This window comes from Alteraurantiacibacter lauratis (assembly GCF_037154155.1).
Taxonomy (GTDB): Bacteria; Pseudomonadota; Alphaproteobacteria; order Sphingomonadales; family Sphingomonadaceae; genus Alteraurantiacibacter; species Alteraurantiacibacter lauratis.
In genome coordinates this window covers 76,566-94,393 of the sequence record NZ_JBANRN010000002.1, presented here as the reverse complement: position 1 = coordinate 94,393, position 17,828 = coordinate 76,566, and the positions used below count along the sequence as shown (strand labels likewise).

17 protein-coding genes and 1 other RNA gene are annotated in these 17,828 nt (G+C 63.6%); 8 read left to right on the top strand and 10 right to left on the bottom strand.

Annotated features, from left to right (window positions below; translation table 11 throughout):
- Positions 1–60: 60 nt before the first annotated feature.
- Positions 61–1,596 (bottom strand): ribosome biogenesis GTPase Der, encoded by a 1,536-nt coding sequence (der, locus tag WFP39_RS02750; RefSeq protein WP_336917611.1) that lies wholly within the window; start codon positions 1,594–1,596, stop codon positions 61–63.
- Between the two features lie 67 nt (positions 1,597–1,663).
- Positions 1,664–2,119 (bottom strand): VOC family protein, encoded by a 456-nt coding sequence (locus WFP39_RS02745; protein WP_336917610.1) that lies wholly within the window; start codon positions 2,117–2,119, stop codon positions 1,664–1,666.
- A gap of 102 nt (positions 2,120–2,221) precedes the next feature.
- Here WFP39_RS02745 and WFP39_RS02740 point away from each other — a divergent pair, with 102 nt between their 5' ends.
- On the top strand, positions 2,222–2,974 hold the full coding sequence (locus tag WFP39_RS02740) for an SIMPL domain-containing protein (RefSeq protein ID WP_336917609.1): 753 nt from the start codon (positions 2,222–2,224) through the stop codon (positions 2,972–2,974).
- Between the two features lie 62 nt (positions 2,975–3,036).
- Here WFP39_RS02740 and WFP39_RS02735 read toward each other — a convergent pair whose 3' ends face one another.
- Complete coding sequence (locus WFP39_RS02735; protein ID WP_336917608.1) at positions 3,037–3,765, bottom strand: TorF family putative porin; 729 nt, start codon at positions 3,763–3,765, stop codon at positions 3,037–3,039.
- A 313-nt stretch (positions 3,766–4,078) separates the two neighbouring features.
- Between WFP39_RS02735 and WFP39_RS02730 the strand changes: the two genes are divergently transcribed.
- On the top strand, positions 4,079–4,876 hold the full coding sequence (locus WFP39_RS02730) for a metallophosphoesterase family protein (RefSeq protein WP_336917607.1): 798 nt from the start codon (positions 4,079–4,081) through the stop codon (positions 4,874–4,876).
- 22 nt (positions 4,877–4,898) lie between these two features.
- Here the strand turns inward: WFP39_RS02730 and rnpB are convergent.
- From rnpB to WFP39_RS02710, 4 genes are all read right to left on the bottom strand, one after another.
- Positions 4,899–5,325, bottom strand: an RNA gene (gene rnpB, locus WFP39_RS02725) — RNase P RNA component class A.
- 56 nt (positions 5,326–5,381) lie between these two features.
- A complete protein-coding gene (gene aqpZ, locus WFP39_RS02720; protein ID WP_336917606.1) occupies positions 5,382–6,077 on the bottom strand; it encodes an aquaporin Z in 696 nt (231 codons plus the stop codon).
- Positions 6,078–6,177: 100 nt separating this feature from the next.
- Complete coding sequence (locus tag WFP39_RS02715) at positions 6,178–6,900, bottom strand: N-acetylmuramoyl-L-alanine amidase (protein ID WP_336917605.1); 723 nt, start codon at positions 6,898–6,900, stop codon at positions 6,178–6,180.
- A 15-nt stretch (positions 6,901–6,915) separates the two neighbouring features.
- Positions 6,916–7,581, bottom strand: a complete 666-nt coding sequence (locus tag WFP39_RS02710) for a histidine phosphotransferase family protein (protein ID WP_336917604.1) — start codon at positions 7,579–7,581, stop codon at positions 6,916–6,918.
- A 116-nt stretch (positions 7,582–7,697) separates the two neighbouring features.
- On the opposite strand from WFP39_RS02710, the gene WFP39_RS02705 reads away from it, so the two are divergent.
- From WFP39_RS02705 to WFP39_RS02690, 4 genes are all read left to right on the top strand, one after another.
- Positions 7,698–8,666, top strand: coding sequence for an RluA family pseudouridine synthase (locus WFP39_RS02705; RefSeq protein WP_336917603.1), 969 nt, complete (start codon positions 7,698–7,700; stop codon positions 8,664–8,666).
- A gap of 122 nt (positions 8,667–8,788) precedes the next feature.
- Positions 8,789–9,691: an RNA polymerase sigma factor RpoH gene (gene rpoH / locus WFP39_RS02700; RefSeq protein ID WP_336917602.1), complete on the top strand. Its 903-nt coding sequence runs from the start codon at positions 8,789–8,791 to the stop codon at positions 9,689–9,691.
- A gap of 82 nt (positions 9,692–9,773) precedes the next feature.
- The gene (gene mtgA, locus WFP39_RS02695) at positions 9,774–10,445 is read left to right on the top strand and encodes a monofunctional biosynthetic peptidoglycan transglycosylase (protein WP_336917601.1); all 672 of its coding nucleotides are present in this window, start codon (positions 9,774–9,776) and stop codon (positions 10,443–10,445) included.
- A gap of 6 nt (positions 10,446–10,451) precedes the next feature.
- Positions 10,452–11,369, top strand: coding sequence for a cation diffusion facilitator family transporter (locus WFP39_RS02690; protein WP_336917600.1), 918 nt, complete (start codon positions 10,452–10,454; stop codon positions 11,367–11,369).
- Here WFP39_RS02690 and WFP39_RS02685 read toward each other — a convergent pair.
- The 3 genes from WFP39_RS02685 to WFP39_RS02675 all read right to left on the bottom strand — a co-directional run bounded on the left by WFP39_RS02685 (position 11,366) and on the right by WFP39_RS02675 (position 13,865).
- A complete protein-coding gene (locus WFP39_RS02685; RefSeq protein WP_336917599.1) occupies positions 11,366–11,722 on the bottom strand; it encodes a DUF1648 domain-containing protein in 357 nt (118 codons plus the stop codon). The two genes, WFP39_RS02690 and WFP39_RS02685, sit on opposite strands and share 4 nt — an antisense overlap.
- A gap of 19 nt (positions 11,723–11,741) precedes the next feature.
- The gene (gene clpX / locus WFP39_RS02680) at positions 11,742–13,010 is read right to left on the bottom strand and encodes an ATP-dependent Clp protease ATP-binding subunit ClpX (protein ID WP_336917598.1); all 1,269 of its coding nucleotides are present in this window, start codon (positions 13,008–13,010) and stop codon (positions 11,742–11,744) included.
- Positions 13,011–13,181: 171 nt separating this feature from the next.
- The gene (locus WFP39_RS02675; protein WP_336917597.1) at positions 13,182–13,865 is read right to left on the bottom strand and encodes an ATP-dependent Clp protease proteolytic subunit; all 684 of its coding nucleotides are present in this window, start codon (positions 13,863–13,865) and stop codon (positions 13,182–13,184) included.
- Between the two features lie 139 nt (positions 13,866–14,004).
- Between WFP39_RS02675 and WFP39_RS02670 the strand changes: the two genes are divergently transcribed.
- Both WFP39_RS02670 and WFP39_RS02665 read left to right on the top strand, forming a co-directional pair.
- Positions 14,005–15,519 (top strand): amidase, encoded by a 1,515-nt coding sequence (locus WFP39_RS02670; protein ID WP_336917596.1) that lies wholly within the window; start codon positions 14,005–14,007, stop codon positions 15,517–15,519.
- A gap of 131 nt (positions 15,520–15,650) precedes the next feature.
- Entirely contained in the window at positions 15,651–17,780 is a 2,130-nt protein-coding gene (locus WFP39_RS02665; protein WP_336917595.1) for a TonB-dependent receptor plug domain-containing protein, read from the top strand.
- Positions 17,781–17,828 lie beyond the last annotated feature (48 nt).

The window sequence follows — 17,828 nt, the reverse complement described above, 5'->3', positions numbered from 1 at the left end:
GTCTCCCCAAGGTCGCTGCCCCAGAATGAAGGTCTGCCTCATCGATATGAAACGCAAGCGTCACCGCTTGCGGTCGAACGGGTTTTTCGGGCTTTTCAGCGTAAGACGAACAGGAACCGCGCCAAAACCCAGTTCGCGCCTGATACCGTTCACCAGATAGCGTTCGTAACTGGTCGGCAATTGATCCAGCCGCGTGCCGAAAATCACGAAGCGCGGCGGGCGCGTGCTGGTCTGGGTGATATAGCGCAGCTTGATCCGGCGGCCGCCGGGTGCGGGCGGCGGATTGGCGGCCAGCGCCTCGTCAAACCAGCGGTTGAGGCCCGCAGTGGGCACGCGCCGGCTCCACGCCTCCCGCAGGTCAAATGCAGCGGCCAGCATCTGGTCAAGCCCCTTGCCCGTCTTGGCCGAAACCGCCAGCAACGGCACGCCCTTGAGCTGCGCCAGCCCTTCATCCAGCGCGGCGCGCACGCCGTTGAACAGGCCGCTGGCATCTTCGGCGACGTCCCATTTGTTGATCGCCACCATCAGCGCGCGGCCTTCTTCGAGCACGAGATTGGCAATTTTCAGATCCTGCACTTCCAACCCGCGCGTGGCGTCGAGCAGCAGAACCACGACTTCGGCGTAATCGATCGCGCGCTTGGCATCGCTGACCGACAACCGTTCCAGCTTGTCCTGCACCTTGGCGCGCTTGCGCATGCCCGCCGTATCAACCAGCCGGATATCGCGCACTTCGCCGCTCTTGGGATCGGTCCATTGCCAATCGACCGCGATCGAATCGCGTGTAATGCCTGCTTCCGGCCCGGTCAGCAGCCGGTCTTCGCCCAGCAGGCGGTTGATCAGCGTGCTCTTGCCCGCATTGGGGCGGCCAACAATGGCGAGGTTGAGCGGTGCGGCGGGGTCGTAATCATCGGCCTCGTCCCCCTCGGCCATGTCGTCCCCCTCGTCTTCCCATTCCTCGCCGTTCTCGATCGCTTCGGCGCGCAAGGCGGCGCGTTCGGCGCGGGCTTCGGCACGCGCCGCGCGGGCCTTCGCGGCATCGGCGGCCTTGGCGACCTCCGCCTCGTATTCGCGTTCGAGCAGATCGCCCTTTTCCGCGATCAGCGGCACCAGCGCGGCATAGACCTCGGCCATGCCTTCGCCATGTTCCGCCGAAACCCCGATGGGTTCGCCAAGGCCCAGCGAATAGGCTTCCAGAATGCCGGCATCGCCTGCGCGCCCTTCGGCCTTGTTGGCAAGCACAATGGTCGGCACCCCCTGTCCGCGCAGCCAGCGGGCGATCTCCTCGTCGAGCGGGGTGATCCCGGCGCGCGCGTCGAACACGAACAGCGCCGCGTCCGCGCCTTTCACCGAAACTTCAGTCTGCGCGCGCATCCGGCCGGGCAGGCTTTCGGGATCCTCGTCCTCCCACCCGGCGGTATCGACCGCCTCGAACTCCAGCCCCATCAGACCCGCATGGCCAAAACGCCGGTCGCGGGTAACGCCCGGCTGATCGTCGACCAGCGCGATCTTCTTGCCCACCAGCCGGTTGAACAGGGTGGATTTGCCGACATTGGGCCGGCCAACAATGATGACCTGAGGGTATTTGCGCTGCGCCATAGGGGGTGCGGTGGCGGCAGAGGGGCAGTTTGGCAAGCTTAACTTGCCCCTCAATACCTGCGGCGGCTTACCAGACGCCCGTGTTCTCCATGCTGGCCCAGGGCTCCCGCGGTTCGCGCGCGCCGCCCTTTTGCAGCAATTCGATCGAGATGTTGTCGGGCGTGCGGATGAAGGCCATGTGCCCATCGCGCGGCGGGCGATTGATCGTCACGCCCGCATCCATCAGCCGCTGGCAGACGCCGTAGATATCGTCCACGGCATAGGCGAGGTGGCCGAAATTGCGCCCGCCGGTATAGGTTTCGGGCGCGCTGCCATCTTCCGGCGGCCAGTTATAGGTCAGTTCCACCTCGGCCACATCCTCCTGACCCGGAGCGGCGAGGAAGACCAGCGTGAAGCGGCCCTTCTCACTTTCCTTGCGGCGCACTTCCTCCAGCCCCAGCAGGCTGAAAAAGCGCAGCGTTTCGTCCAGATCGGTCACGCGGATCATGGTGTGGAGGTAGGAAATGCTCACGGAAATCTCCATTCATCGCTATTCAAGCACGGTTCATCGCTACCATAAGATATGGGGAAGCGCGCCGCCATCCTCAAGCGCAACCCTTGGCGTGTGCCAGCGAAGGAACCAGACATGACCGGTAATAGCGAAGAACAGTTGCCGTCCGCCACTCCTTTCTGGAAACGCCCGCCCGGCCCGCTGGTGCTGAGCGCGGCGGCGATCCTGTCGCTGGGGTTGGTGGCGGGCGGATATCTGCTGGGCGATGGCCTGACGCGGATGAAGCTGGCCGAACGCTCGGTCACCGTGCGCGGGCTGGCCGAGCGGGATGTGATGGCGGATCTGGCCACCTGGACGATATCCTATTCCGCCACGGCCGGGGATATGGCCAGTGCGCAGGCGAGCGTGGATCGCGACACCGCCAGCATCCGTGCTTTCTTTGCCGGGCTGGGCTTCCCTGAAGATGCCGTGCAGCCCACGGGCGCGAATGTGTCGAGTTTTACCAATAACGGCATTACCTCTTTCACCGTGCGCCAGCGCATGACCCTGCGCACCACCGATATCGACCGGGCGCAGCGCGCGGTGCGCGAGCAAAGCGATCTGGTGCGGCGCGGGGTGCAACTGGAAGAAGGCTCTGCCATGGCCTATACCTTCACCAAGCTCAACGACATCAAGCCCGAAATGGTGGCCGAGGCGACGCGCGATGCGCGTGCCGCGGCGGAACAATTCGCGCAGGACAGCGGCGCGGGCGTGGGCGGCATCCGGCAGGCGACGCAGGGCTATTTCGAAATCTATGCGCGCGACGGCGATGGCGGCGGCTGGGGCGTGGCCGACACGCCGTTCAAGAAAGTGCGCGTGGTGACCACTGTCGATTTCTACCTCGATTGAAGGCACGAAAAAGCCCGCCCTGTTGCCAGGGCGGGCCAATCCGTTTGCGTATCAGGCAGCTATCAGAAGCTGGCCGACAGGCTCACCACCACTGCGTCATCGACGAAGTTGTAGGGGGCCGAATTGCCTTCCGCGCCGACATAGGCAACGCCCAGCGACAGGGTTTCACCCAGACCGACCGACGCGCCGATCGAGTAGTCCCACGCCTTGGAATTGGCGGTGTAGGTCAGGAAGCCATCGGTGTAGCCCAGGTGACCGTCGATCGAGATCGGGGTGCCCGGCAGGCCAACGCTGACATCCGAATAGATGTAGAAGTTGTCGGTGTTACCCAGCGAATCCTGCTTCGGCGCGTAAGCCACGCCCAGCGTCAGGCCAGCGGGGCCAGCTTCGAAGCCGACCGAGGAGTAGAGTTCGTAATAGTCGAAATCACCCGCGCCGGCATTCGGATACAGGTAGAAGATGCCGCCGACATCGAAGGTCACGCCGGGGGCGACTTCGCTCGACCAGCCGCCATAGATGTCGAGTTCGGTGTGACCATAGCCCACGGTGGTTTCGTCCAGCGACGAACCCCAGGTGCCGACATAGAAGCCAGCCGGCAGCGCCAGATCGATACCGCCCTGCACGGCGATGTCGCCGCCCGACAGGTCAACACCGCGGAAACGGTATTCGCTGACGATTGCGGCATTGGCGGAAATTTCGACGCCAATGTCCTGTGCAGCTGCGGGAGCAGCGACGAATGCGGAACCGGCGAGAACAGTAGCAGCCATCAGGCTGCGAACGGACGTGAGCATGAGCAATATCCCTCAATTGCTGTGGTTAAACAGGATGCCTCGTCCCACCTGCGTGAAAGCGTTCCGGCCTCTTTCTTTGCGGGCCGGTTATCGCAAGCACGCAAGGAAAGTGCCCATCGGTGCTGCGTTGCACAAGTTTAATTGCGCATTGCAGCGCGAATCGCGGGGTATGTGTTGATTTCTTGCACCAGTTTGACAGTCCGGCAGTGCATATTCGCAACGCATTGTGCGAAACGGCGCAAAAAGCGAAACCGGCCGTTGAAACAAGGGGCCGCCATTCCCAATGACATCAGGGAAAGGCGTTTATTCCGTCATGTTGCAATTCCTTCGCACACTGCTTGCACCGCGCGCCCCAGGCCCTGTTGCGCATATACCGCAGGGGCAGCGCGTCTATGCCGTGGGCGACATTCATGGCCGTCTCGATCTGTTCGAGGCGCTGGCCGGTGCGATCGAGGCGGACGATGCCCGCGGCACTGCCGATACGACCGTGATCCTGCTGGGCGATCTGGTCGACCGAGGCCCGGCTTCTGCCGGCGTTCTGGCGCTGGCGCGCGAATGGCAAGCGCGCCGGAAAGTGCGCATTCTGTATGGCAATCACGAGGAACTGCTCGTCAAAAGCCTCACCAGCCTCGAAACCATGCGCCATTTTCTGCGCCATGGGGGGCGCGAGACAATGCAGAGCTTCGGCATATCCGCAAAGGATCTGGCCAGCGCACCGGTGGACGAATTGCAGGAGCTGTGGGCAGCAGCGGTGCCTGCCGATGTGCTCGATTTCATTGCCGGTTTCGAGGAGATGATCCGCATCGGCGACTATCTGTTCGTCCATGCCGGGATCAATCCGGCAATGCCGCTGGCCGAGCAGAAGGTGAGCGATCTGCGATGGATCCGCGAGCCGTTCCTGAGCCATCAGGAACCGTTCGAGGCAGTGGTGGTGCACGGACATTCGATTACCGACCAGCCGCAGGACAAGGGCAACCGCATCGGCATTGATACCGGCGCCTATTCCAGCGGCCGCCTGACCGCGCTGGTGCTGGAAGGTGCCACCCGCCGCTATATCGAGGCGGTCGAGGCGGGCGGCACGATCAGCATCAGCCACTTCGCATCAGCCTGAGCGCGACTGAAAGATACCTAAAGGAGCCAGGGGGCCTGTAAGCCGGGTTCTGTGCCGCCGACGGTATCCTGAAAACAGGACCGTATCGGCGGTGGCAGCCATTCATCTGGGCGGCCCGTTGCCGGGGCGCGCTCTAGCAACCAACCCAGGTTCCAACGGGGCGAAGCACCCCTGCCTTTCTTGCGATTGGCGCGGAACCCCTATTTGGTCTTGCTCCGGGTGGGGTTTGCCATGCGCGCGCTGTTGCCAGCGCCCCGGTGCGCTTTTACCGCACCCTTTCACCCTTGCCTGTGCCTTTTGAGGGGCCATCGGCGGACTGCTCTCTGTGGCACTTTCCCTTGACCATTGGCTTGCGCCGCTGGCCCGGCGGGCGTTACCCGCCACCCTTGCTTCGTGGAGCCCGGACTTTCCTCGATCCCGTGCGGGACCGCGACTGCCCGGCCCCCTGGCGTGGCCGATATAGGCGGGGCGGCAGCGTTTGACCAGCCGCCGCCCGCCTCTTGCCTTACTCTGCGCCCTTTGGCTCAAGCAGATAGCGCCAAATCGCAGCCCCGATCACCGCCCCGATCAGCGGCGCAGCCCAGAACAGCCACAGCTGCCCCACCGCCGCGGTTTCGGCATAGAAGGCAACCCCGGTCGACCGCGCAGGATTGACCGAGGTGTTGCTGACGGGGATCGAGATCAGGTGGATCAGGGTCAACGCAAGGCCAATGGCAATCGGCGCAAAGCCCGCCGGTGCCCGCGCCGAAATCGCGCCCAGGATCACGATCAGGAAGCCCGCGGTCAGCACCACTTCGATCAGCAGCACGGCCTGCAGCGAATAACCGCCGGGGGACAGGTCGCCAAAGCCGTTGCTGGCAAATCCGCCAGGGCTCCACCCCGCCATGCCCGATGCGATGACAAACAGCGTGCCCGATGCGGCAAACGCCCCCAGCACCTGCGCCGCCCAATAGGGCAGCAGATCGTTCCAGCCGAAGCGCCCGCTTACCGCCAGACCCAGCGACACCGCCGGGTTGAAATGCCCGCCCGAAATATGCCCCACGGCATAGGCCATGGTCAGCACGGTGAGACCGAAGGCAAGCGACACGCCCGCAAAACCGATCCCCAGTTCCGGAAAAGCCGCCGCCAGCACGGCTGACCCGCAGCCGCCAAACACCAGCCAGAAAGTGCCGAAAAACTCGGCAAAAAGCTTCTCTTGCATCCCCGTACCCCCTACCTGCGTCCGCCATTTGTGGCGTGACGGGCGGAAGAATAAACCCGAATCGGGAAAATGCCTAATGCGATGCTAAAGCAGGAAAAGTCTAACGCGCACGCCCCTCATCGCGATCGAGCAAAAGCTGGAACAGGATCGCGCGGCATTCGCCATCGGGCAGGCCGTCGATCACGTCGGGCCGCCAGCGTCGCTGAAACGCCTCGATCGCTTTTACCGGATCGGAAATGTCATAGCCGAACCGTTCCAGCGCCAACAGGAACGCGCCATCATTGCCGAAGGGATCGCCCAGGTCCAGCCGTTCGGGCTGCGGCAGGCACAGCTTGTAACGCGCCAGCCGGTCCCACGGAAACAATTCGCCCGGATCGACTTTGCGCGCCGGGGCAATATCCGAATGGGCGACCACATTGGCGTAAGGGATCTTGTAGCGGCGCACGATCGAATCGAGCAGCGGGATCAGCGCTTCGATCTGCGCGTCGGCAAAGGGGCGATAGCCGAGCGCGTGGCCGGGGTGATCGAGTTCAATCCCCACGCTCGCGCTGTTCACATCCGCTTGCCCGCGCCAGAACGATTTGCCCGCGTGCCAGGCGCGCTTGTCTTCGGGCACAAGGCGGATCACTTCGCCTTCTTCGGTGATGCAGTAATGCGCGGAGACTTCGGCGGCCGGATCGCACATCCGCTCCAGCGCGGCCTCGACCGGCTTCATTTCGGTATAGTGCAGCACCACCATGTTGATGGGGCATTTGCGCTCGTTCCAGTTGGGCGAGGGCATTTCGCGGTGAACCAGCGGATCGCGCGGAAACGGGCTGGGCATCGCGAGAAGCCCGTATCAGCCGATCAGGCCGTCAGGCGCGGGCAAGGTGACGCCCACCACCAGCGCATCGGGTGCGTGCGCCACCTGCAGGCTGCCGCCTTCCTGCGCCACCAGCAGATGCACCATATGCGCCGGCGCCGTGCGGCCCGACAATTCGGACGCCGCCAGCGTGCCATCCAGCGCCCGGCCGATCGCTTCGTCAAAGGCGACGCGCGGCCCGCTGGCGCGCATGGCGATTTCGGTCACCTTGCCTTTTGCCGTGTCGCGCATTTCCGCCGCCACCGCCAGCACCCCGCCGCGCACCAACGCATCCATGCCGATGGCTGCCAGATTCAGCAGCACCTTGACCGCCGGCTTGGGCAGACTGCCCAGCGGAACCGCCCAGTCGAGCTGCAGCCGCTCGTTCGCCGCGACCAGTGCCCCGATCAATGCACGCGGTTCGTCGGTTGGCACCATTTCGCCAAAACCCCCGGCCGCGCCGAAAGCCAAGCGGAAGAACTTCAGCTTGTCCGCGCTGACCCGTGCGCTTTGTTCCAGCAGCTCGATGCAGCGCTGGCGCATTTCGGGGTCTTTTTCTTCTGCCAGCAATTCCAGCCCGTTATTGATCGCGCCAACCGGGCTGAGCAGATCGTGACAGAGCCGCGAACAGAGCAGGGCAGCAAGATCAAGCGAAGATGTCATCGAGAGTTTCCGGGCCTTTAAGGAGTGGGCGCTTGGCCGCTGACTTAGCGATGCGGCCCTCTCATGCAAAGGGTTTCGCACCTGCTTTTGCATACACGCTGCGGCCAATTGCCGCTATGACGCGGGCAATGGCGGACAATGGCACCACGATTGCGGGAACGCTGGCAACAGGGGGGCGGCTGGACAAGGCGCTGGCCGAAGCGTCCGGCCTGTCGCGCGAACGGGTGAAGGCGCTAATTGCGGAAGGGCAGGTCATCGTCGCCGGGCAGTTGGCGGCCAGTGCATCGGCCAAGGTGGCCGCCGGGGTAAATTACGCCATCGCGGTGCCGCCGCCTGATGATCCACAGGCTCATCCACAGGATATCCCCCTGGTTGTCGTGTTCGAGGACGCCGACCTGATCGTGGTGGACAAGCCCGCCGGAATGGTGGTGCACCCGGCTGCGGGCAATGCCGACGGCACGCTGGTCAACGCGCTGCTGCACCATTGCCAGGGGCAGCTTTCGGGCATTGGCGGGGTCGCGCGGCCGGGCATCGTGCACCGGATCGACAAGGACACATCGGGCTTGCTGGTGGTGGCGAAAAGCGACCGCGCGCATGAAGGGCTGGCACGGCAGTTTGCCGATCACTCGGTGGAACGTGCGTATATGGCGGTGTGCCAGGGACATCCTTCGCCGCCGCAGGGCACGATTGCCAAGCGGCTGGGCCGATCGGATGCCGACCGCAAGAAGATGGCGGTGCTGCCCGACGATGCCAGCCGCGGCAAGCACGCTGTCACGCATTACCGCACGCTGGAAAAGCTGGAGGGGTGCACGCTGATCGAATGCCGATTGGAAACCGGGCGAACCCACCAGGTGCGGGTTCACCTTGCGTCAATCGGTCATGCGCTAGTGGGCGACCCTGTCTATGGCCGAACAAGCACGCAGTTGCGTCCGATTCTCAACAGGCTGGGTTTCCAGCGGCAGGCGCTCCACGCCGCGGTTCTGGGCTTTGTTCACCCGGCAACCGGCACATTCCAGCGCTTTGAAAGCCCGCTTCCGCCCGACATGCGGGAACTTATCGACGAATGCGGTCATTCAAATCGATGAATTGCGTCCTACATTGCGTGCCGTTCGTCTATATGGATGGACCAACAGGTGGCCGCTAAACGTCAGGTGCCCAGCAGGGGCCGGCATCAGGCGGTCGACAAGAGAAAGGTTCAGGTAATACCATGAGCACCAAGCGCACCACCATGCCAGCGCTGAGCGGGGAGCAGAGCCTCAACCGCTATCTGGCCGAAATCAAGAAGTTCCCCGTGCTGACGGCAGAGCAGGAATATATGCTCGCCAAGCGTTATCGGGAACATGAAGATCCCGAAGCCGCCGCGCAGTTGGTGACCAGCCATCTGCGCCTCGTGGCGAAGATCGCGATGGGTTACCGCGGCTATGGCCTGCCGGTGTCCGACCTAATTTCCGAAGGCAATGTGGGCCTGATGCAGGGCGTCAAGAAGTTCGAGCCCGATCGCGGCTTCCGCCTTGCTACCTATGCGATGTGGTGGATCAAGGCGAGTATCCAGGAATTCATCCTGCGCAGCTGGAGCCTCGTCAAAATGGGCACCACTGCCGCGCAGAAGAAGCTGTTCTTCAACCTGCGGCGCATCAAGCGCCAGATGGAAGCCTATGAAGACTCTGACCTGACCCCGGAAGAAGTGGCCAAGATTGCCACCGATCTGGGCGTGCCGGAACAGGAAGTGATCAACATGAACCGGCGCATGATGATGGGCGGCGACGGGTCGCTCAACACGCCCATGCGCAACGGTGAAGAAGGCAGCGGCGAATGGCAGGACTGGCTGGCCGATGACCGCCCCTTGCAGGACATGGTCGTCGCCGAGGCCGAGGAAGCCGACATGCGGCGCGAAATGCTGATCGAGGCGATGGAGAGCCTGAACGAGCGCGAGCGCCACATCCTGACCGAACGGCGTCTGGTCGACAACCCGCAGACGCTGGAGGAACTGAGCCAGCACTACGATGTCAGCCGCGAACGCATCCGCCAGATCGAGGTGCGCGCATTTGAAAAGCTGCAAAAGGCGATGCAGCGGATCGCCAGCGAACGCCTGCTGCCGGCAATGGCGTGATCGACCAGCCATGATTTGCGAAAGGGCCGGGCGGCAGTGTCCGGCCCTTTTGATTCGGGAAACCATTCGCTAGAGCCGGCCCATGGCCACCCGCATCGCCCTGTGGATCGCAAAGGCAATTGCCGTCTTCATCGCGCTCAGCCTGGTGCTGGTCGTGCTGTTCCGCTTCGTTCCGGTCACCTACACGCTCACCATGCTGTTCGACGAAAACCCCGTCACGCGCGATTGGGAACCTTTGAGCCGGATCGACCGCAACATGGTGTCCGCCGTGATCGCGGCCGAGGACAGCAAATTCTGCACGCATAACGGTTTTGACGCCGAAGCGATCGAACAGGCGATTGAGGAGCGGCTGGCGGGCGAGCGCGAGCGGGGCGCCTCGACCATCAGCCAGCAGACCGCCAAGAATGTGTTCCTGTGGCAAGGCGGCGGCTGGTTCCGAAAGGGGCTGGAGGCCTGGTTCACCTTCCTGATCGAGACGCTGTGGACCAAGCGGCGGATCATGGAAGTCTACCTCAATGTCGCGGAAACGGGCATCGGCACTTACGGCGTGGAGGCCGGCGCACAGCGCTATTTCAACAAATCCGCCGCGCGCCTTTCGCGCGACGAGGCAAGCCGCATGGCCGCAGCCTTGCCCAGCCCCAAGCGGCGCGAGGTGAAAAACCCCACCGGTTTCACCCGCCGGTATGGCAACACGATCGAGGCGCGCATCGGCGTGGTGCGCCGCGACCGGCTTGACGCCTGCGTATACGATTGACGCGTGATGGGCGGGGGGCATCACCATCATCACGCGCAGGAGCACGGGCATCACCAGCACGGCCCGGTCAATCACGACCGCGCCTTTGCGCTTGGCGTTGCGCTCAATTCCGCTTTCGTGGTGGTGGAGGGGGCCTTCGGCATCCTTGCCGATTCCATGGCGCTGCTGGCCGATGCCGGGCACAATCTGTCCGATGTGCTGGCGCTGCTGATCGCATGGGGGGCCAGCCTGGCCGCGCGGCGCCCCGTTACGGCGCGTTACACCTGGGGGCTGAAAAGTTCCACCATCCTGGCCGCGCTCGCCAATGCCATGCTGCTGCTGGTGGCGATTGGGGCGATCCTGTTCGAGACCGTGCACCGCCTGATCGATCCGGTGGAACCGCAGGGTTGGACGATGATCTGGGTGGCGGGCGTGGGCATCGTCATCAATACCGCCACCGCGCTGCTGTTCCTGCGCGGGCGCAAGGGCGACATCAACATACGCGGCGCGTTCCTGCATATGGCAGCAGACGCGCTGGTGTCCGTGGGCGTGGTTCTGGCAGGGGCGGTGATCCTGCTCACCGGGTGGGCGCTGGTCGATCCACTGGTGAGCCTTGCCATCGTGGCAGTGATCGCGGTGGGCACGTGGGGCCTGCTGAAGGACAGCATGAAGCTGGCACTGGGCGCGGTGCCGCCCAATGTCGATGTGGACGCCGTGCGCGGCTTTCTGGAAGGATTACCCGGCGTTGCCAGCCTGCACGACCTGCACATCTGGCCGATGAGCACCACCGAAACCGCCATGTCGGTGCATCTGGTGATGCCAGCGGGACATCCGGGCGACGCCTTCCTGCACGATCTGGCAGAGGAATTGGCGCATCATTACGCCATCGGCCATGTCACGGTGCAAGTGGAGGTGATGGGCGCGGATTGCGCGGGCTGCGCTTAGCGCTGCTGCCGCACCCAGCGCAGCATCAGCCACATGACGAGGCCATGCGCGACCAGAACGATCAGGCTGGTGACAAGGTGGCCGAGCAATGCCGGAGCAAAATCTTCCGGGTTGATCCGATCCGGCCGAATTGCCGCCATCCACGCCGTGACCACGCATAACGCGCCATAAATCGCAGGCAGCAGCGCCAGCGTCACCCAGCGCGAGCCGAACCTGTCGGGCTGGCCGCGCCAGTTGAAATGCACGGGAACTTCGCCGGACGCCGGCAAGTGCCCCGCAAGCCAGCGCGACATGGTCAGCATTACGCCAAGAAACAGTGCCGAAACGGCCAGAATGGCGATCGGCGCCGTCATCCGTTGGAAGGGGCGGGCTCTACGCCGCTTCTTCCTTCTTCGCCTTCTTGCCGTCCATCACGCGCACGGGTTCCTTGCGGCCGTGAACCACATCGGCATCCACCACCACTTCGGAAATGCCGTCCATGCCGGGCAGGTCGAACATGGTGTCGAGCAGCAGCGCCTCCACGATCGAGCGTAGGCCACGCGCGCCGGTCTTGCGCGTGATCGCCTTCTTGGCGATTTCTTCCAGTGCCTCGTCGGTGAAGGTAAGCGTTACATCTTCCAGCTCGAACAGGCGGGCATATTGCTTGACCAGCGCGTTCTTCGGTTCCTTGAGGATCGTCACCAGCGCGGGAACATCGAGATCGTGCAGCGTGGCGATCACCGGCAGGCGGCCGACGAATTCGGGGATCAGGCCGAATTTCAGCAGATCTTCCGGCTCGCACTTTTCCAGCATCTCGCCCACGCGCGCCTTGCTGGGGTCAGATACATTGGCACCAAAGCCGATACTGCGCTTTTGCAGACGGTCGCCGATGATCTTTTCAAGCCCGGCAAACGCCCCGCCGCAGATGAACAGGATGTTGGTCGTGTCGACCTGCAGGAACTCCTGCTGCGGATGCTTGCGTCCGCCCTGCGGCGGCACGCTGGCAGTGGTGCCTTCCATCAGCTTGAGCAGCGCCTGCTGCACCCCTTCGCCGCTGACATCGCGGGTGATGGAGGGGTTTTCCGACTTGCGGGTGATCTTGTCGATCTCGTCGATATAGACGATGCCCTGCTGCGCCTTTTCGACATTGTAGTCGCTGGCCTGGAGCAGCTTCAGGATAATGTTCTCCACATCCTCGCCGACATAGCCCGCTTCGGTCAGCGTGGTGGCATCGGCCATGGTGAAGGGCACATCGAAAGTGCGCGCCAGCGTCTGCGCCAGCAGTGTCTTGCCGCTGCCGGTGGGGCCCACGAGGAGGATGTTGGACTTTGCCAGTTCCACATCGTTCGCCTTGCCCGAATATTTCAGGCGCTTGTAATGGTTGTGCACCGCGACGCTCAGCACCTTCTTCGCGCGGTCCTGCCCGATCACGTAATCGTTCAGCGTTTCGAAGATTTCGCGCGGGGTGGCGATTTCGCCGTCCTTTTTGGCCCCGACGCCGCCCTTGGCTTCTTCGCGGATGATGTCGTTGCACAATTCCACGCATTCATCGCAGATGAACACGGTGGGGCCAGCTATCAGCTTGCGCACCTCGTGCTGGGATTTGCCGCAGAAGCTGCAGTAAAGGGTGCTCTTGCTATCGGATCCGCTCAACTTGGTCATAACCTTCCTTGCTGCGCCGGCCCGGTCCAATACCGGCAAAGACGCAGGAGTCGCCGCGCCAGTGTAAAGCCGGCGCACGCAATATCAATCGGGCCTATCCTATATCCGCTTGGCTTGCGCCAGCCTGAAGGGACAGGGTTGCCAAAATGCTACAAGCGGGCAGGGGTTTCCTTACTCCGGCGCGCCGCCTGTTCCGGGGGCCGTTTCCTCGCCATCGGTCTTGGGCCGATGCGCAAACACGGCATCCACCAGGCCGAAGGCCTTGGCTTCGTCGGCCTCCAGGAAGGTGTCGCGGTCCATCGCGCGTTCCACCGCTTCCAGGCTCTGCCCGGTATACTTGACATACAGGTCGTTCATGCGCGCCTTGATGCGCAGGATTTCCTTGGCCTGAATCTCGATGTCGGACGCCATGCCGCGCGCGCCGCCGCTGGGCTGATGGATCATGATGCGCGCATTGGGCAGCGCCACACGCATCCCCGGCTCGCCCGCGGCGAGCAGGAAGCTGCCCATCGATGCCGCCTGCCCGATGCACACGGTGCGCACCTTGGGCTTGATATATTGCATCGTGTCATGGATCGCCATGCCCGCCGTCACCACGCCGCCGGGGCTGTTGATGTACATGGAAATGTCCTGGCTGTTCTCGCTTTCGAGGAACAGCAATTGCGCGACGATCAGCGACGCCATGTTGTCTTCGATCGGGCCGGTCACGAACACGATGCGTTCGCGCAGCAGGCGGCTGAAAATGTCAAAGCTGCGTTCGCCGCGGCTGGTGGATTCCACCACCACGGGCACCAGCGCGCCGGTAACGGGATCGGTATGGAAACGGTCGCGGCTGTCGCCGAACAGATCGAACATGAATGCCCTCGCAAGTAATAAGGTGGCGCCTATGTCGCGCCTGATGGCGCGATGTGCAAGGGGGGCACGAAATTGTCCGCAATGGCGCACGGCTTCGGGCCATATTGCCAAGGTAATCCGAGCGGCGCAGAGAATGCGAATGAAACATCGTATTGTCGCTGCCGGACTTGTTTTCGCTACGCTGATCCCGTCGCTGTGTGTGGCGCAAATCTCTGCGTCCCACCATCCTGAACCGGATTACGCACTGCCAGACAGCTATTTGGAACGCATCGCGGCGCTCGACGATGCCGGGCCTGTGCTCAATGCGGTTATCGTGCAGGCCGCTACCGCCGAGGATGCTATTCAATCGGTAGAAGACGTGCGTGGAAACCTGTTCGCCCGCAGTGTCTTGGTGAAAGACAACATCGAAACGCGCGAATGGCCGACAACCGCCGGATCGCTGGCGCTGAATGGTAACGCCACGGGACGCGACGCGCCGCTCATCACGCGCTTGCGGCAAAGCGGCGGCGTGGTGCTGGGCAAGACCAACCTTTCGGAATGGGCCAATATCCGCAGCTCGCGTTCCTCCAGCGGGTGGAGCGCGATTGGCGGGCAGACGCGCAATCCGCACGCGACCGACCGATCCCCGTGCGGATCGTCGAGCGGCAGCGGCGCGGCGGTGGCGGCGGGCCTTGCCTGGGCAGCCATCGGCACGGAAACCGACGGGTCGATCACTTGCCCCGCCAGCGCGAACGGCATTGTCGGTTTCAAGCCCACCGTGGGCATGGTCAGCCGCACGCATATTATCCCCATCAGCCATTCGCAGGACACCGCTGGGCCGATGGCGATGAATGTGCGCGATGCGGCGATGCTTCTTACCGCGATTGCGGGCAGCGACCCGGCAGATCCGGCCACCGCCGACGCGGCGGAGTTTGCACGCGATTTCACCCAAGGGCTGGACGCCGCATCGCTGGCGGGCGTGCGCATCGGCGTGCTGCGCGCGCAGATTGGCCCGCATGAAGGCGTGGCTGCGGTATTTGCGCAGGCCTTGGCCGATCTGGAGCGGGCGGGCGCGGTGCTGGTGGATGTGGACTACACCCCCGATCCGCAGATGTGGGCGGATGAATATACCGTGCTGCTGTATGAACTGCGCGAAGGGCTGGACACCTATCTTGCTGGATCGCCCGCCGATATTCCGGTGCGCAGCCTTGATGATGTGATCGCCTTCAACCGCGCCCATGCGGTGGCGGAAATGCGTTGGTTCGGGCAGGACATTTTCGAGACCGCCGCCCAAACCACCGATGCCGCCGCCTATTCCGCCGCACGGGCCAATTCCCTGCGGCTGGCGGGGGCCGAGGGGATCGACCGGCTGCTGGCCGAGCACGATGTCGCGCTGCTGATCGCCCCGACCGAAGGGCCGGCATGGTCGATCGATCTGGTGTTGGGCGACCATTTCACCGGCGGGATCGGTGCGGGCAGTCTGGCCGCGATTGCGGGGTATCCGCATCTGACCGTGCCGATGGGCGCGGTGGAAGGGCTCCCTGTGGGCCTGTCCTTCATCAGCCACAAATGGAGCGACCACCGCGTGTTGCAGGCGGGCGCCGCCTATGAACGCGCGCGCACGGCGGTGCTGCCGCGCCCGCGATTTGGACCGTGGTCACCCGACGGGGAATGACAGTTTGTTACATTAAGCCCGTTGCCACCCCTGCCCCTTGGGTCTAGCCGAACCGGACTTAGTCAACTTGCTGCGCCAAGGGGGATGAAAAGCTGCTGTCCAACTGCCTGAACTGGTCGGGCCGCTTCGCCATGGCTGTCGCCATGTTGGGCGGGGCTGTGCCAGCGTTTGGGCAGGACGCGGCAGAGGCTCAGGCGCAGGCGCCGGTCAATCCGGGTGATCTTCTTGCTCATCCCGCTGATGAAAACGCGGTGCTGCCTCCCGCCGAACTGGCGCTGACCAATGCGCCGCGCGTCTATTACCCTGCGGATTTTGCCCGCGTCGCGCCGCGCACCGCGCTCGACATGGTGCGGCAGGTACCGGGCTTCCAGATCAGCAGCGGCGGCGGGCCGGGCGGCGGCGGGCGCGGCTTTGGCGAGGCAAGCGGCAATCTGCTCATCAACGGCGATCGCATATCCAGCAAATCGAACAGCGTGCAGGATGAACTGGCCCGCATCCCGGCGGCCAATGTGGTGCGGATCGAGATCGTCGACGGAGCCAGCCTGCAGATCCCCGGCCTTTCGGGACAGGTGGCCAATGTCATTGCCCAGACCAGCACCATTGCCGGCAATTTCAGCTGGCGCCCGCAGGCGTCCACCGGCCCTGCACCCATCGGCTGGAGCGAGGGTGACATATCCGCGCGCGGCACCTATCGCGGGGTCGATTACTCGCTGGGCCTGTCAGTCAATGCCTTTATCCGCGGATCGGCAGGGCCGGCGATCTTCACCTATGCCGATGGCATGGTGGACCCGCGTTTCAACACGCAGGCAGGCAATTTTCGTAGCCCCCAGATAACCGGAAGCTTCGCCTTTGAAGCCGCGCCTGATGTGAAGGTGAATCTCAACCTCACCGGCGGGCTGGTGATCTTCCGAAGCTACGAAAACGAAAGCCGGATCACCGGCAATCCGCTGCCCGATTATCTGGAGGCGCTGCGCACGCAGAATAACGAGCGGCGCTATGAATTGGGGGCGGATGTCGAATTTCCGCTGGTGGGCGGGCGGCTGAAGCTGATCGCGCTGGAAAGCTTCCGGCGCGGCAATTTCCGCACGCAGGCGCTGTTCGATATCGGCAACGATCCCACCTTCGGCACGCGTTTCACCCGGCAAAGCGACACAGGCGAACGGATTGGGCGCGCCGAATATTCGTGGAATATGCTGGGCGGCGATTGGCAGCTTTCCGCTGAGGCGGCGTTCAACCGGCTGGATAATGTCGGCAGCCTGTTCGTCTACAACCCGGCGCAAACGGCGTTTGTCGAAATCCCATTCCCGGCGGGCAAGGGCGGCGTGCGCGAGGACCGGTATGAATCGATCCTCAGCTACGGCACACAGATTGCCGACGGGCTGAATCTCCAGATCGGCGCGGGCGCGGAACATTCCACCATTGCGCAGACCGGCAGCAACGCGCTGTCGCGCACTTTCCTTCGGCCCAAGGGTTCGCTCTCGCTGGCATGGGCGGCGGCAGACGGGCTGGACATCCGCTTTCGCCTGGCGCGGCGGGTGGGCCAGCTCAATTTCGGTGATTTCCTCGCCAGCGTGAACCTGTCGGAAAACAACCAGAATTCGGGCAACAACCAATTGCGCCCCGATCAGAGCTGGGAAGGCGAGATCGAGATCACGCGCAATTTCGGCGCGCTGGGTTCGGCCACGCTGGCTCTGTTCGATCACCGTGTGGAAGATTTCATCACCATCATTCCAACGGCGGGCGGGCTGGAATCGCGCGGCAATATCGACCGTGCGCGCCGCTATGGCCTGCGCTTCAACGGGCGGCTGCAACTGGGCCCGGCGGTGGGCTGGCAAGGCGCGCAGCTGGATGCGCGCGTGACGGCAGAGGACAGCTCGCTGATCGATCCGGTCACGGGCGAGAAGCGGCGGTTCGATCGCAATTCGCCGTTCGAACTGCGGCTCGACCTGCGCCACGACGTGCCGGAAACCGATTGGGCCTGGGGGCTGGAATTCCGCCACACGACCAACGCGCTCGCCTACCGCGTGGCGGAAGTGACGCTGGATTACAACGTGCCCACCTTTGGCGCGGTCTTTGTCGAGAACAAGGATGTGCTGGGGCTGACGATGCGGCTGCGCGTGGGCAATCTGTTCGATGGGCGCAGCGTGATGGTGCGCACGATTTATGACGGTCCGCGCAACACTTCCCCGCTGCTGTTCACCGAAGACCGGCGCCTCGCGATCGGGCAGGTGTTCAATTTCAGCGTGTCGGGCAGCTTCTAGCCCACGAAAAAGGGCGACCCGTTGCCGGGCCGCCCCTTTCGCAACCAA

Bases quoted from the DNA above. Each gene is read 5' to 3' on its own strand.
- der (WP_336917611.1), bottom strand. From the start codon at position 1,596: ATGGCGCAGCGCAAATACCCTCAGGTCATCATTGTTGGCCGGCCCAAT.
- WFP39_RS02745 (WP_336917610.1), bottom strand. From the start codon at position 2,119: ATGGAGATTTCCGTGAGCATTTCCTACCTCCACACCATGATCCGCGTG.
- WFP39_RS02740 (WP_336917609.1), top strand. From the start codon at position 2,222: ATGACCGGTAATAGCGAAGAACAGTTGCCGTCCGCCACTCCTTTCTGG.
- WFP39_RS02735 (WP_336917608.1), bottom strand. From the start codon at position 3,765: ATGCTCACGTCCGTTCGCAGCCTGATGGCTGCTACTGTTCTCGCCGGT.
- WFP39_RS02730 (WP_336917607.1), top strand. From the start codon at position 4,079: ATGTTGCAATTCCTTCGCACACTGCTTGCACCGCGCGCCCCAGGCCCT.
- aqpZ (WP_336917606.1), bottom strand. From the start codon at position 6,077: ATGCAAGAGAAGCTTTTTGCCGAGTTTTTCGGCACTTTCTGGCTGGTG.
- WFP39_RS02715 (WP_336917605.1), bottom strand. From the start codon at position 6,900: ATGCCCAGCCCGTTTCCGCGCGATCCGCTGGTTCACCGCGAAATGCCC.
- WFP39_RS02710 (WP_336917604.1), bottom strand. From the start codon at position 7,581: ATGACATCTTCGCTTGATCTTGCTGCCCTGCTCTGTTCGCGGCTCTGT.
- WFP39_RS02705 (WP_336917603.1), top strand. From the start codon at position 7,698: ATGACGCGGGCAATGGCGGACAATGGCACCACGATTGCGGGAACGCTG.
- rpoH (WP_336917602.1), top strand. From the start codon at position 8,789: ATGAGCACCAAGCGCACCACCATGCCAGCGCTGAGCGGGGAGCAGAGC.
- mtgA (WP_336917601.1), top strand. From the start codon at position 9,774: ATGGCCACCCGCATCGCCCTGTGGATCGCAAAGGCAATTGCCGTCTTC.
- WFP39_RS02690 (WP_336917600.1), top strand. From the start codon at position 10,452: ATGGGCGGGGGGCATCACCATCATCACGCGCAGGAGCACGGGCATCAC.
- WFP39_RS02685 (WP_336917599.1), bottom strand. From the start codon at position 11,722: ATGACGGCGCCGATCGCCATTCTGGCCGTTTCGGCACTGTTTCTTGGC.
- clpX (WP_336917598.1), bottom strand. From the start codon at position 13,010: ATGACCAAGTTGAGCGGATCCGATAGCAAGAGCACCCTTTACTGCAGC.
- WFP39_RS02675 (WP_336917597.1), bottom strand. From the start codon at position 13,865: ATGTTCGATCTGTTCGGCGACAGCCGCGACCGTTTCCATACCGATCCC.
- WFP39_RS02670 (WP_336917596.1), top strand. From the start codon at position 14,005: ATGAAACATCGTATTGTCGCTGCCGGACTTGTTTTCGCTACGCTGATC.
- WFP39_RS02665 (WP_336917595.1), top strand. From the start codon at position 15,651: ATGGCTGTCGCCATGTTGGGCGGGGCTGTGCCAGCGTTTGGGCAGGAC.